The organism is Aurantiacibacter gangjinensis (assembly GCF_001886695.1).
GTDB classification, from domain to species: domain Bacteria; phylum Pseudomonadota; class Alphaproteobacteria; order Sphingomonadales; family Sphingomonadaceae; genus Alteraurantiacibacter; species Alteraurantiacibacter gangjinensis.
Genome location: NZ_CP018097.1, coordinates 1,578,606 through 1,591,841 on the forward strand (window position 1 = coordinate 1,578,606; position 13,236 = coordinate 1,591,841).

Annotated in this window: 11 protein-coding genes; 4 read left to right on the forward strand and 7 right to left on the reverse strand. The window is 61.6% G+C overall.

Features of this window, described 5'->3' with window-relative positions:
• Positions 1–221: 221 nt before the first annotated feature.
• Positions 222–752 carry an RNA 2',3'-cyclic phosphodiesterase gene (thpR, locus tag BMF35_RS07730; protein WP_047005451.1) on the reverse strand — a complete coding sequence of 177 codons (531 nt, stop codon included), beginning with the start codon at positions 750–752 and terminating at the stop codon, positions 222–224.
• A gap of 151 nt (positions 753–903) precedes the next feature.
• Between thpR and uvrA the strand changes: the two genes are divergently transcribed.
• Complete coding sequence (gene uvrA / locus BMF35_RS07735; protein ID WP_047005452.1) at positions 904–3,813, forward strand: excinuclease ABC subunit UvrA; 2,910 nt, start codon at positions 904–906, stop codon at positions 3,811–3,813.
• A gap of 226 nt (positions 3,814–4,039) precedes the next feature.
• Here uvrA and BMF35_RS07740 read toward each other — a convergent pair whose 3' ends face one another.
• A complete protein-coding gene (locus tag BMF35_RS07740) occupies positions 4,040–5,458 on the reverse strand; it encodes a coiled-coil domain-containing protein (protein ID WP_047005453.1) in 1,419 nt (472 codons plus the stop codon).
• 552 nt (positions 5,459–6,010) lie between these two features.
• Positions 6,011–6,238, reverse strand: coding sequence for a hypothetical protein (locus BMF35_RS07750; RefSeq protein ID WP_156172016.1), 228 nt, complete (start codon positions 6,236–6,238; stop codon positions 6,011–6,013).
• 490 nt (positions 6,239–6,728) lie between these two features.
• On the opposite strand from BMF35_RS07750, the gene BMF35_RS13610 reads away from it, so the two are divergent.
• Genes BMF35_RS13610 through BMF35_RS07760 form a run of 3 tightly spaced genes read left to right on the forward strand, consistent with a single transcriptional unit; the run spans position 6,729 to position 8,160 of the window.
• Entirely contained in the window at positions 6,729–7,001 is a 273-nt protein-coding gene (locus BMF35_RS13610; protein ID WP_156172017.1) for a hypothetical protein, read from the forward strand.
• Entirely contained in the window at positions 6,998–7,888 is an 891-nt protein-coding gene (locus BMF35_RS07755; RefSeq protein WP_052765861.1) for a hypothetical protein, read from the forward strand. The genes BMF35_RS13610 and BMF35_RS07755 overlap by 4 nt, the downstream gene beginning before the upstream one ends.
• Positions 7,885–8,160 (forward strand): hypothetical protein, encoded by a 276-nt coding sequence (locus tag BMF35_RS07760; protein WP_047005455.1) that lies wholly within the window; start codon positions 7,885–7,887, stop codon positions 8,158–8,160. Before BMF35_RS07755 ends, BMF35_RS07760 begins: the two co-directional genes overlap by 4 nt.
• A gap of 1 nt (position 8,161) precedes the next feature.
• Here BMF35_RS07760 and BMF35_RS07765 read toward each other — a convergent pair whose 3' ends face one another.
• The 4 genes from BMF35_RS07765 to BMF35_RS07780 all read right to left on the reverse strand — a co-directional run bounded on the left by BMF35_RS07765 (position 8,162) and on the right by BMF35_RS07780 (position 13,151).
• Positions 8,162–8,767 carry a septal ring lytic transglycosylase RlpA family protein gene (locus BMF35_RS07765; protein ID WP_236781498.1) on the reverse strand — a complete coding sequence of 202 codons (606 nt, stop codon included), beginning with the start codon at positions 8,765–8,767 and terminating at the stop codon, positions 8,162–8,164.
• A gap of 845 nt (positions 8,768–9,612) precedes the next feature.
• Positions 9,613–10,830 (reverse strand): argininosuccinate synthase, encoded by a 1,218-nt coding sequence (locus BMF35_RS07770; protein WP_047005457.1) that lies wholly within the window; start codon positions 10,828–10,830, stop codon positions 9,613–9,615.
• A 60-nt stretch (positions 10,831–10,890) separates the two neighbouring features.
• Complete coding sequence (locus BMF35_RS07775; protein ID WP_047005458.1) at positions 10,891–11,799, reverse strand: haloalkane dehalogenase; 909 nt, start codon at positions 11,797–11,799, stop codon at positions 10,891–10,893.
• Entirely contained in the window at positions 11,796–13,151 is a 1,356-nt protein-coding gene (locus BMF35_RS07780) for an MATE family efflux transporter (RefSeq protein WP_047005459.1), read from the reverse strand. Before BMF35_RS07780 ends, BMF35_RS07775 begins: the two co-directional genes overlap by 4 nt.
• Between the last annotated feature and the right edge of the window lie 85 nt (positions 13,152–13,236).

Here is a 13,236-nt window from a genome sequence, read left to right on the forward strand (position 1 = left end):
GGTCATAGGGTGCGTTTCCCGTGATCGGGGTGATGGGAGTGGGCGCCGATGCCGACATTGAAAACCTGTACTTCCTCATGGGTGAAGCGATTGCTGCTTCACTTTTGTTCATCTTCACCCACTCAACGGATCAACGGCGTGCATGGTCCACGCTTCGTCCTGCCACGCCAACGCTTCGCACGATTGCTGTCGACGCGGAACTTTTCGGCAATGTCCGCAAGTTACGGAAATTGCTGGATTTCGGTGTAGATCGGGCCGTTAGGCGTCAGATCGCTCTCGAACAGCGAAAAAGAGCGCGCAGTCCATGCTGGCGGGGCCAGTTTCCCATTGGCATGCAGCCAGCTTTCCAGCGGCCCGCTGCCTGCCGACAGGCGCGCCAGGGTGACATGCGGCACGAATTTGCGTGTGACCGGCGCGCATCCCGCGCGGCGACACGCCATCTCCACGCGCATTTGCAAAAGGTCCAGTTCGCCATTGGGCTCCACCGCCGCCCAGATCGCCCGTGCGCGTTTAGCGCCTTCGAAATGGCCGACACCGGAGAGCCTGACCTCGAGCGGCAGAAAAGCGATGCTGGAAAGCGCGGCGACGATATCGGCCTCCAGATGCCGGTCAACCTCTCCAATGAAGCGCAGCGTGATGTGCAGATTGTCCGCATCCTGCCACCGCGCCCCGGGCACGCCTTCCATGGCGTCGAGCAACGGCTCGCTCACGCGGTCGGGCAGGCCGAGGGCGACGAAAAGGCGGCGGGTCATGAGGCGGCAACGATCTGGTGGGCATCGTTATCCTGCAATGCGCTTGACCAATGAGAACGTATGGTGAACAAGCTGCGCTTTCCCGAAAGCTGCAGGCTACGGCATTCGGCCCCACTGGACTCATCGGGCAACAGCCCCCACTTGGACCGCCATGGCTCTCACCAAAATTTCCGTCAAAGGCGCACGCGAGCACAATCTCAAAGGCGTCGATATCGACTTGCCGCGCGATGCGCTGATCGTCATCACCGGCCTTTCCGGCTCGGGCAAGTCCAGCCTCGCTTTCGATACAATCTATGCCGAGGGGCAGCGGCGTTATGTCGAGAGCCTTTCCGCCTATGCGCGCCAGTTTCTCGAGATGATGCAGAAGCCCGATGTCGAGCATATCGACGGGCTTTCGCCTGCCATTTCCATCGAGCAAAAGACGACGAGCCGCAATCCACGCTCGACCGTGGCGACTGTTACGGAAATCTACGATTACATGCGCCTTTTGTGGGCGAGGGTGGGCGTACCGTACTCGCCCGCCACCGGTGAGCCGATCGAGGCGCAGACCGTCTCCAACATGGTCGACCGGGTGATGGCGCTGCCTGAAGGCACGCGGCTGTACCTGCTCGCCCCCGTGGTGCGCGGTCGCAAGGGCGAATACCGGCGCGAGCTGGCCGAATGGCAGAAGGCCGGCTTCACCCGCGTGCGGATCGATGGCGAGATGTATGCAATCGAAGAAGCGCCCGCGCTCGACAAGAAGTTCAAGCACGACATCGAAGTGGTGGTGGATCGCCTCGCTGTGAAGGAAGGGCTGGAAACGCGCCTTGCCGACAGTTTCGAAACCGCGCTCAAGCTGGCCGAGGGGCTGGCTTATGTCGATCTGGCCGATGGCGTCGTGCCGGGGCGCGAAGAGGAAGCAGACAGCGGCGGCGCGATGAAAGGCGCAGGCCTCCCCGCCAACCGCATCGTGTTCTCCGAGAAATTCGCTTGCCCGGTCTCCGGCTTCACCATCGAGGAAGTCGAGCCGCGCCTGTTCTCGTTCAACGCGCCGCAGGGCGCCTGCCCGACATGCGACGGGATAGGCGAGAAGCAGCTGTTCGACCCGCAGCTGGTCGTGCCCAACGAGGAACTGACGCTGAAGAAGGGCGCGGTGGTGCCTTGGGCGAAGTCCAACCCGCCATCGCCCTATTACATGCAGGTGCTCGGCAGCCTCGCCAAGGAATACGGCTTCCGGCTGGACGACAAGTGGAGCGATCTCTCTCCCGAGCATCAGGACATCATCCTGCACGGCACCAAGGGCAAGCGCGTGCCGCTCACCTTCAAGGACGGGCGCAAGCAATACACGGTGCACAAGCCGTTCGAAGGCGTGATCGGCAATCTCAACCGCCGTATGGCGCAAACCGAAAGCGCGTGGATGCAGGAGGAGCTGAGCAAATTCCAGACCGCGCAGCCCTGCGAGACATGCGGCGGCAAGCGCCTCAACGAAAAGGCGCTGGCGGTGAAGATCCCCGGGCCAACGGGTGTCACTGATATCGCCACGCCGACCAAGATGAGCGTGTCCGACGCGAAGGACTGGTTCCTCGGCCTCGACAGCCACCTCACCGACCAGCAGCAGCAGATCGCCCGCGCCATCCTGAAAGAGATCAACGAGAGGCTGGGCTTCCTCGACAATGTCGGCCTCGACTACCTCAATCTCGACCGCACCAGCGGCACGCTCAGCGGCGGGGAGAGCCAGCGCATCCGCCTCGCCAGCCAGATCGGCAGCGGGCTGTCGGGCGTGCTCTACGTGCTCGACGAGCCGAGCATCGGCCTCCACCAGCGCGACAATGACCGGCTGCTGGAAACATTGAAGCGCCTGCGCGACCTCGGCAACACCGTGATCGTCGTGGAGCATGACGAGGACGCCATCCGCCAGGCAGACCATGTGGTGGACCTTGGCCCGGGCGCCGGCGTGCGCGGGGGCGAGGTGGTGGCGCAGGGCACGCTCAAGCAGGTGCTGCGCTCCAAGAAATCGCTCACCGCCGATTACCTCACGGGTCGCCGCCGGATCGAGGTGCCCGCCAACCGCCGCAAGGGCAACGGGCACAAGCTGACCGTGCATGGCGCGCGGGCGAACAACCTCAACAACGTCACCGCCAGCCTGCCGCTGGGCACTTTCACCTGCATCACCGGCGTCTCGGGCTCGGGCAAGTCGAGCTTCACCATCGACACGCTCTATGCCGCCGCCGCGCGCACGCTCAACAATGCCCGCGTGGTGGCAGGCGCGCATGACAAGGTGACGGGGCTCGAATATTGCGACAAGGTCATCGAGATCGATCAGTCCCCCATCGGCCGCACCCCGCGATCCAACCCCGCCACCTATACCGGCGCCTTCACCAATATCCGCGACTGGTTTGCCGGCCTGCCCGAAAGCCAGGCGCGCGGTTACAAGCCGGGCCGCTTTTCGTTCAACGTGAAGGGAGGCCGGTGCGAGGCGTGCCAGGGCGACGGCCTGATCAAGATCGAGATGCACTTCTTGCCCGATGTCTACGTCACCTGCGAGGAATGCGGCGGCAAACGCTACAATCGCGAGACGCTGGAAGTGAAGTTCAAGGGCCACTCCATCGCCGACGTGCTGGACATGACGATCGAGGACGCGGAAGGTTTCTTCAAGGCCGTGCCCCCCATCCGCGACAAGATGCACATGCTGAACGAAGTGGGGCTGGGCTACGTGAAAGTCGGCCAGCAGGCGACGACCCTGTCAGGCGGCGAGGCGCAACGCGTGAAACTCGCCAAGGAACTGAGCAAACGCAGCACCGGCCAGACGCTCTATATCCTCGACGAGCCCACCACCGGCCTGCATTTCGAGGACGTGCGCAAACTGCTGGAAGTGCTGCATCGGCTGGTGGACCAGGGCAATTCGGTCGTGGTGATCGAGCACAATCTGGATGTGATCAAGACCGCCGACCACGTGCTGGACCTCGGCCCGGATGGCGGTGTCCGGGGTGGCGAGATCATCGCCTCTGGCACTCCCGAAGAGGTCGCCAGAGAGCCACGTTCCTATACTGGCCAATACCTTGCGAATATGCTCGAACGCTAGGCGATGATGCCTGCCCTGAGCTTGTCAAAGGGTGGCTGAGGGTACTCCGGAGGAGGTGGCTGCTGTGAGCGGAAGTTATACGGGGCAGTATTTGAAGCCGATGTTGGAGCGGGCGACACGGGGGTAAGCCTGCTCCGGACCTAATCTAAGCTCTCAGGCCATCCCGAAAGAGTGGGAGATTGTTGTTGTAGTGCTTTATTCGCGCGCTTGGACTAGCGTTTGAAATTCACGTAATGTTATCGTCTTCGCTGTCGACCTCGTCTCGCACAGCTTCCGATTCGGGCTCACGACTTAGGGTTTCATTCGGATCGCTCGCATCACTAAACAAGGTGTCTGGAAACAATGTATTTGGCTCACTCTTAACGAAGGTATTTATGTGATCACCTAGCATGGCCATTTTTGTTCTGAGCCTAAACGCGTAAGACTTCTCGGCACTCAGTTGCAGCCCAGCCTCCGCTGATTGCGATAAATCCTTTGCAATAATACTTATTTGAGTGAGCGATAGCTTCTTATCGTTGATATCCAAGATTTTAGCGACAAAAACCTTCGCTATCTTGTAACACGCAGTGACCAAAGCTGAGACTGCGATGGCCAGAGGCAGTTTTGCTAGTAAAAGTGGCCAAACTGATCTGTCGGGATTTTCTTTAACCCACTCAGAAAGATCATACGATCCAGTCAGAATCCAAATAAATAATATACAAATGATTGCAACAAGCCCTGAATAATAAAGATTGTAAGTGCGAATATCATTGCTAGCTTGTTCTACAAATCCAGAAATTTCACTTGGGAATAAATTTATATTATCCTGAAGCTTTTTTAGTTCTGCTTTGGACTCTTCAACTTCCTGCTTTCCATTTTCTCGACTTTTTGTTACAGTATCGAGCTCGGCGCGACGCTCGGATACCTGTTCGATAAGCTTCTCTAGCTGTGCATCTGTTCGATCAAGTTTGGCTTGAAGTTCGCTGTCAACACTTTCCTTTTCAGCAATTGCCGCATTTAGCTTCTCAAGGTTCGATCTCGTATCCTCGATGTCCTGATCGATCGCCTCTAATTCAGACTCTTTTTTTGCTAAGACTAAGATGCGCTCATCAGTGTCATCCTTAATCTCGGAAATTTCGGATTTTGCTTCTAACTTTATCGAATTAATTCGAGAAATTTTGTGGAGAAACTCGCCAAGATTTTCTTTATAAAAGCCCCAGAGTGATACGCGTTGAATCTCTGGCGTTCTTCGAAATACTGACCAAAATATACTTGGTGGTTTAAACGCAATCGACACGCAAAACTCGTTTATATCAATTCGAAGCTTGCCGGACTTTGGCCGCCCTTTCAGCTCTTTTTCCGAGCCATCCTCTAGAGTGACTCGAAATCGATACTCGTCAGCGTCTGAGATTTCATCGCCTTCGATATCTACGAAGCAGATAAATAGCGGGTTTTTAAATTCGTAGGTGTGCCAACGATTTTTTGCTTGGATAGAGGTGTCGGTGCCGGAATTTGACAATAGCTTTGTTGTTTTATTTCCTTGCTTTTCAACAAGATAATACGGTATTGCAGGCACCCCTGAGGCACCATCATCAATTTCGGCAGATGCATCGTCCAGAATAGACTGTTGGCGCGACTTGGGCGTTTGTTGTTCGACTTCACTCATCTTGCAAACCTTTCTATTCGATTAGCTAGCGGTGTATCGAACTGAGAGCGAATAAGAAGATCAATAAATCCACAATTTCTCTTTGCATATCGTTTGCATAGAACGCGCCCCTAGCGATGCGGACAGAAATTTCGAGTAGGGTGGATCATTCCTATCTCGCATTGAATGCCGAGGCCTGTAAGTTTTGTCTCTTCAATTCTCCCAGCCAAAGACCGCCGGCGAGAAAGGCCGAGTCCCAAGCATCACAAGCGAGGCCGTGCGCGCAACGCTCGTGCCGGGTGTAAATTGTGCAAGCCGTGGAAGGTCAACGGCGTCCGCACGGAGCGCTCCGACCCCGGATCGAGTCCGGGGTGACGTTTGGCGAGCGGTTTTCCGATCATCGGCGGAGAGAAGCGGCGCGGGTGGCGGTTTTGGCGGTTCGCTAGTTCCACCCGTCGCCCCGGCCTACGAGCCGGGGCCGGGCTTATTCTGGCTCTGCGCTGGAAGGCAGCTGGACCCCGGATCAAGTCCGGGGTGACGTCGTGAGGGCGGGGCGCGCTGCCGCCAACCCCCTCACACCAGCCCGCCGGGATAGATATCGATCCGCTTCTGGTCGCATTCGCTGCAGCGGAAGCGGCGTTTGGCGTCCAGGATCTTCGTGGACCAGCGGCGCTTGATGAAGAACCAGTAGGTCTTGGCCGGGTCCAGCTCGATACGGTGGCCGCAGGACAGGCACTTGATCGTCAGTTTCGAGCCGTAGCTCATGTAAGCCGAGATCGTGTCCAGTCGCTTGTGCCCCATGCGAATCGTATTGAACAAAGCGCGAACAAAATGGAAGTGGGTGGCGGCGGAAAAGGGGTGGGTTTTTGGGTGGCCATTCTTGGAAATCCGTTCGTGCTGAGCCTGTCGAAGTACGAGTTGGCAGGCGCTGCGCTTTTCGCCGTTGGCACTCCGCGCCGTCTACGAGTCCGACAAGCTCAGGATGAACGGGCTGGTGCGGCCAGTAAGGGCTGACAATCGAGCGCGGCTAGCGCTCGACGGAGCGCAAGGCGCGACCCGCAGGTGCCGCGTAGCGGGAACGCAGTTCCGGCGGAGCGAATAGCACCGAGGGAGTCGCAGACGGGCCGGAGGCCCACCAAGCTGCGGATGCAGCTTCATGACACAAACTTATCCTGTCCTACACCCCCACCAATATGCCTCCCTGCGCGGTCCTATTGACCGCGTACGGAGTGCCACCATGACATCTTCTTGTTTAGACCCTCAAGCGCCGGGCGGGGCGCATCCGCGCCCCTTGGCTTCCTCGCAAAAGCTCGGGCGGCCGTTCGGCCTTGCCGCGCAGAGCGCGGATCACCACCACGACCTCCCCGATCTCCTCCCCGTGCATCTCGACGCGCGCCCGCGAGAGCATGGCGATGGCTGGCTTAGCCACGTCACCGCTGGCCGCATCGGCCCTTCTTGTCGGCCTACCGCTTCGCTACTTGAGGCCGGGTCCAACACCCAAACCGCGCTCCAGACCGCTCGCCACATCCGCAATGCGCGCGCGATCGCAGGGGGTGCCAAGTGAGCGGGGACCTGATGACGCTCGCCGATGCCGTGCGCATCGCCACGCAGCGCGAGCAGGCGCGGGAGGATGAGCGCGGCAGGCCCGGCCCCGCGCCCCTCTTCAATGCCGACATGCAGGCCGCCTTCTGCACGGCGCTGGCCGATCATGGCAATGTGCGGCTCGCCTGCCGCGCGGTGGGGGTCTCTTCGCAGACGGCCTATCGTGCGCGGCGGGTGTGCACCGCGTTTCGCACCGGGTGGGAGGCGGCGTGCATCCTCGCGCGCCAGCAGGCCGAGCAGGTGCTGGCCGACCGGGCTTTGAACGGCGTGGAGGAGACGGTGTTCTACCACGGCGAGGAGGTCGCCACGCGCACGCGCTATGACGGCCGCCTGCTGCTCGCCCACCTTGCGCGGCTCGACCGCAAGGAGGCCGCCGCGCGCCGCTGCGCCACATGCGATGCGCCGGTGCTGGACGAGGGCGATTTCGACCATGCGATGGAGGCTCTGCGCGAGGGTGCGGAATTTGCGCCTGAACAGTGCTCCAGGTGCTCCAGGTTAGCCGGGGAGGCGGAGGCCGGGGCGGCGGATACGGATGACGGGCTGCCCGATCTGGAGCGGCGCTTGCAGGCGATGGAAGCGGCCCTGCCACGCGGAGCGCAGGAGCGTAGCGGGCTCACACCGACGGCCTGGTTCATCGCCGAAGCCGCGCGGCTGGCGGCGTTCGAGAGCGGGGCGGAGCGGTGGTGGCTGGCGGTCGACGATGACGACTGGCGTAAGCCCTTCGTCATCCCCGAACTCGACGCGGAACCTGAGTGGGACGCAGGACAGGCAGCGGCAGACGCCCGCATTGACGCTTCGTCAACCGATGAGGGCTATGGCACTGGGCAAAAAGGAGGGGACAGGCCATGAAGCTATGGATGATCGTCCTGATGGCGGGCGCGTTGTGGGGGCTCAACCTCCTGTATGACGTCGCTACGGGCCGCTCGGGTGGCAGCGTGGAGGATGTCGGTGCCCTGTGCCGCGAACGGATGCTGGAGGCAGGGCAGGCACCCGCCGATAGCGATGCCATGTGCAACTGCCTGGAACGACGGGTGACGGATTGGCACGAGGCCAATCCGGGAGGCGACTACTCGCGCGATGTGCATGAGCGCATCGTGATGCAATGCGCGCAATGGGGCTGAGCTAGCTCTCCAGCAGCTCCAGCTCGACGCTGGCATGGCCGGCGCTGACCATGCCGATCTGCTCTGCCGCGCCGCGCGACAGGTCGATCGTGCGGCCACGGATGAACGGCCCGCGATCGTTGATGCGCACCACCACGGACTGGCCGTTGCGCGTGTTGGTCACGCGCACCATGGAACCGAAGGGTAGGGTGCGATGCGCGGCGGTCATGGCATGCATGTCGAACCGCTCGCCATTGGCCGTGGGGCGGCCATGGAAGCGCCGCCCGTAGTAGCTGGCCATCCCGCGGCCGAGTTGCGACGCTTCGGGCTCAGCTGGCTCGATCGTGGTGATGTCGACAGCGTGGTCGGGCAGCTCTGGTTCGACAGGCTCGTCGATGATTTCGAAAGCGGCGTCGAAATCGGCGTCAGCCTCTGCGGTTGCTTCGGCAGTTGCGGCTTCCGGAGAGAGTTGCGCAGCATCCTGCGCGCGGCCGGATGCCGTCGTGCCCAACAGCGCAAGCGCCAGCACCGGCGTCAGCCAGCGAATGCCGGCGCGAGAGGGAATGGTCCCGTCCATGGCGGCTGCCAATAGCGCCAATCCGCGCAGATTGCCACTTTCGCGCCACAATTCAGACGCCAGAACAGGCCGGACTGGCGAGAGTCGAAGCAAAATCGCGATGAACCGAAAGCGGTAATGGCTGTCCTACAGCCTCGGTAAGGCGGCATCCGTCGCTGGCGTCGGCAAGGGAAACTCGGATGTTCCGCGGCATTGGCAATTGGCACGGCGCGGATCCGGAACGGCAAACAGAAATGGGGCCGGTATCGCTACCGACCCCACTCTCACCGGCGGTGGGTTTCCCGAAGAAAACGCTTATCGCCCGGCGTGTCTCCAGATGGCCGCGCCCGAAGGCGGTTGGTCATCCGGATATGTCGCCCGGCGCTCGCGCCGGTGCCGGATTGGTGCCCTGTCAGGTCGCGCCATCCGAGGATGTCGCGTCTCGACTGGCTTTCCAGTCCGCAGCCGATGCCGGTTTTCCGATGTCTCCAGCGGCTCCACTTGGCACGGGGCCAGCTTTGCCTCGACAGCGAAGTCCATCGCTTCGGCCATCCGATGACAGGCCTTTCGGTTTCACCGGACCGGCAATCCATCGCCACGAGGGCTCCATCATGCCGTTCCTCCACCGCGAGACTTTGTCATCGCGTCGAGTGCGTTTCGGTTTCCGTTTCCCTGTCTCGGCAGGCGATCCAGAGAAGCGATCCGTTTTCGCTCTCGATGAATTGAAGATGTGGGGATTCGCCGATTCGGGCAAGGGCGCCAGCGTCGACTTATCCACTTTCGGCCAAAACGCCAGTGGACAAGGGTGGATAAGTCAACGTCTCGGCGTTTCGGCTGAAACTATCCCCGGTTTTCTCGCAATCGCAGCAGAAATATCGCGCGAATGCTGCGCTGCACAGGCGGAAATCCGACGCCTTTCAGTCGCGGTCCCGTTGCGCCAACAACCGCAGCCGCAGGGCATTCAGCTTGATGAAGCCTGCCGCATCGGCTTGGTCGTAAGCACCGGCATCGTCCTCGAAGGTCACATGCGCTTCGGAATAGAGCGAATTGAGCGACTTGCGACCCACCAGGTGCACGCCGCCCTTGTACAGCTTCAGGCGCACCGTGCCGCTCACCTTCTGTTGGCTGAGGTCGATAGCGGCCTGCAGCATCTCCCGCTCCGGCGAGAACCAGAAGCCATTGTAAATCAGCTCGGCATAGCGCGGCATCAGCTCGTCCTTCAGATGCGCCGCGCCGCGATCCAGCGTGATCTGCTCGATGCCGCGATGGGCGACAGCGTAGATCTCACCGCCCGGTGTCTCGTACATGCCGCGGCTCTTCATGCCGACGAAGCGATTCTCGACGAGGTCGAGCCGGCCGATGCCGTGCTTGCGGCCCAGTTCGTTCAGCGCGGTCAGCAGCGTGGCGGGGCTCATCTCCTCGCCATTCAGCGATACGCCATCGCCGCGCTCGAAGCCGATCTCGACATATTCGGGCGTATCGGGCGCATCTTCTGGATTGACGGTGCGCGAGTAAACGTAATCGGGCGTCTCTTCCCACGGGTCTTCCAGCACCTTGCCCTCGGACGAGGTGTGCAGCAGGTTCGCATCGGTGGAGAAGGGCGCTTCCCCGCGCTTGTCCTTCGGCACGGCGATCTGGTGCGCTTCCGCCCATGCGATCAGCGCCGTGCGGCTGGTGAGATCCCATTCGCGCCACGGGGCGATGACCTTGATATCGGGATCGAGCGCATAGGCGCTGAGTTCGAAGCGGACCTGGTCATTGCCTTTGCCGGTGGCGCCGTGGGCAATCGCATCGGCCCCCGTTTCATGCGCGATCTCGACAAGGCGTTTGGAGATGAGCGGGCGGGCGATGCTGGTGCCCAGCAGGTAATCGCCTTCGTAACGGGCATTGGCGCGCATCATCGGGAAGACGAAATCGCGCACGAATTCCTCGCGCAGGTCTTCGATGTAGATGTGCTTGTCTGGGATGCCCATCGCCCGCGCCTTCTCACGCGCCGGCTCTATCTCCTCGCCCTGGCCGAGATCGGCTGTGAAGGTAACAACCTCCAGCCCGCGCTCGCTCTCCAGCCATTTGGCGATCACGCTGGTATCGAGGCCGCCCGAATAGGCGAGGACTACACGTTTGATATCGGACATGGGCGCTTCCTGCTTCGTCGTTGCGCCGCGGCGGTTAGCAGCGCGTCGACAGGGCCGCAATCAAATGGGCTTAAGGCTGGCAATAGCTGCTGTTTCTAGGATTGCATCGACGAAGCCATGCGGATCGTCTTCCTGGATGAAGTGATGCCCGTTCAGCGTGCGATGCGCGCCTTTGGCAGCACCGGGTACGCGCGCCTTGAATTGCTTGTCGCCCCCACGGGTGATCGGATCGCGGTTGGAGAAGGCGCAGGTGAAGGGCTTGTCGAACGCCTCGAGCGAGGACCATGCAGCCTTCTGGTCCGGTACGGCGACATCATCGCCGAAGGGCACAAGGGCAGGAAACATCCGCGCGGCGGCCTTGCTGGCGCGGCTTGGGAACGGCGCATCGTAGGCGGCGACTTCGGCATCGGTCAGCGCGCGGCTGGTCGCTTTTTGCAGAATGCCGCCGATGGGGAAGAAGGGGCTCCATCGGGCGAAGCGACGCCACGCCGTGAAAGCCTTGGGCGGCTCGCCGCCCTCAGGCAAGCCGCCGTTGGAGAGGACGACGCTGGCGAAGCGATCCGGCATCGCGGCGACCAGCCTCAGACCGATCAACGAGCCCCAATCCTGACAGGCAAGCAGCACATCGCGCAAATCCAGCGCTTCCATCCATTCGCGCATCCATGCGACATGGCCGGCATAGGAAAACGCCGCCTTGCGCGTCGGCTTGTCAGAGCGGCCGAACCCGATCAGGTCGGGCGCGATGACACGGTAGCCAGCCTCTACCACCGGCGGGATCATGTGACGGTAGAGATAGCACCAGCTCGGCTCGCCATGCATCATCAGCACGATTGGCGCGCCCCGGTCACCCTCGTCGAGGTAGTGCAGCCGCAGCCCGTCGCCGAGTTCGTGGTACTGCGGCTGGAAGGGAAAGTCGGGCAAATCGGTAAACCGCTCGTCCGGCGTGCGGATGATCTTTCCGAGGGTCATGGCGCTGGTCTCCTTTCGGCAGGCGGCGTCGAAACGTCGCGCAGCAGGCTGGGCACATACAACATCAATCCGCCCGCGCGCAGCAGATAGCTGGTGAGCATGGCGAGCCAGACGCCGAGATTGCCGCTCGGACGCAGCAGCAGGTCGAGCGCGATGTACAGCATCGTTGCGGCCACTGCGGCATTGCGCAGCGCCTTGCCGCGCGTTGCGCCGATGAAGATGCCGTCCAGCATCCAGCTGGGCATGCCGATCAACGGGACGAGCGCGACGAAGGGAAGGTAAGTGCGGGCGATATCGCGCACTGCCTGGTCGGTCGTCAGCAGGTCGATGATCGTACTGCCCGCGAGGAAGAACGCGAGCGCCATGGCTGCGCTGCTGACGAGCGAGAACTCTCCCGTCAGGCGGATGGATCGCAGGAATTGCTCGCGCGAGGATTGGCCCATGGCGTGGCCCACCCGCTCCTCCGCCGTAAAGGCGAAAGCATCGAGGATGAAGGCGGCGAAGGTCACGAATTGCAACAGCACGTGGTTGGCGGCCAGCGTCTCCGCGCCCAGCCGCGCACCGGCATTGGCGAACCAGACGAAGGAGATCAGCAGGGCGACCGTGCGGATCATGATGTCGCGATTGACGGCAAACAGCCGGGCGAGCCTTGCCCGGTCGGTCAACAGAGCGCGAGGTGTTCGGGAGATCATGGCGGGCAGCCCGACGCCTGCTACGTGGCCGACCAGCAGCAGCCCTATGACGAGGGCGATCGCCTCTGCGCTGGCCGTGCCGATACCGACCCCGAATGCGCCAAGGCCCAGACCCCACACGAACCAGATATCGAGCGCGATATTGGCAAGGTTCATGGTGATCTGCAGCGTGAGCGCATGTCGCGTCTTGCCGAGCCCGAGCAGCCAACCGGTAATGGCATAGACTGCCAGCGCGGCAGGCGCGCCGTAGAAGCGGCCCTGCATGTAGCCTGCCGCTTCGGTGTCCACCTGCGCTTCGGCAGACATGATGGCGAGGGTGGCTTCGCGTAGAGGCCAGCTGAGCGCCAGCAGGATCATGCCGAGTACCGCGCCGAGCGCCAGCGCGCGCAGGAGCAGCGCTTCGACCTCGCGCTTGTCGTCAGAGCCTGCCGCCTGCGCGGTGAGGCCGGTCATCCCCATGCGCAGGAAGCCGAATGTCCAGAAGATCAGACCGATGATCGTCGCGCCCAGCGCCACGCCCGCGAGCGCTACAGCGTCGCCGGTCCGCCCGATGACTGCGGTGTCGACAATGCCGACCAACGGGATCGACGCCTGCCCCAGCATGATCGGCCAAGCCTGCGCGAACACCGCGCGGCGGGTGAGGGGGCCATAAGTTGCCATCTTATGAAGCGACGGCGACCGTTATCCAATATGCGATGCCAGCTACGACGAGCGTAGAAGCTATGTAGGTCGCAAGGGTCAGCGG

What these genes read in the sequence shown, in the direction of transcription:
- BMF35_RS07775 (WP_047005458.1), bottom strand. Translation starts at nt 11,799, where the DNA reads ATGACCCTCGGAAAGATCATCCGCACGCCGGACGAGCGGTTTACCGAT.
- thpR (WP_047005451.1), bottom strand. Translation starts at nt 752, where the DNA reads ATGACCCGCCGCCTTTTCGTCGCCCTCGGCCTGCCCGACCGCGTGAGC.
- BMF35_RS07750 (WP_156172016.1), bottom strand. Translation starts at nt 6,238, where the DNA reads ATGGGGCACAAGCGACTGGACACGATCTCGGCTTACATGAGCTACGGC.
- BMF35_RS07760 (WP_047005455.1), top strand. Translation starts at nt 7,885, where the DNA reads ATGAAGCTATGGATGATCGTCCTGATGGCGGGCGCGTTGTGGGGGCTC.
- BMF35_RS07770 (WP_047005457.1), bottom strand. Translation starts at nt 10,830, where the DNA reads ATGTCCGATATCAAACGTGTAGTCCTCGCCTATTCGGGCGGCCTCGAT.
- uvrA (WP_047005452.1), top strand. Translation starts at nt 904, where the DNA reads ATGGCTCTCACCAAAATTTCCGTCAAAGGCGCACGCGAGCACAATCTC.
- BMF35_RS07780 (WP_047005459.1), bottom strand. Translation starts at nt 13,151, where the DNA reads ATGGCAACTTATGGCCCCCTCACCCGCCGCGCGGTGTTCGCGCAGGCT.
- BMF35_RS07740 (WP_047005453.1), bottom strand. Translation starts at nt 5,458, where the DNA reads ATGAGTGAAGTCGAACAACAAACGCCCAAGTCGCGCCAACAGTCTATT.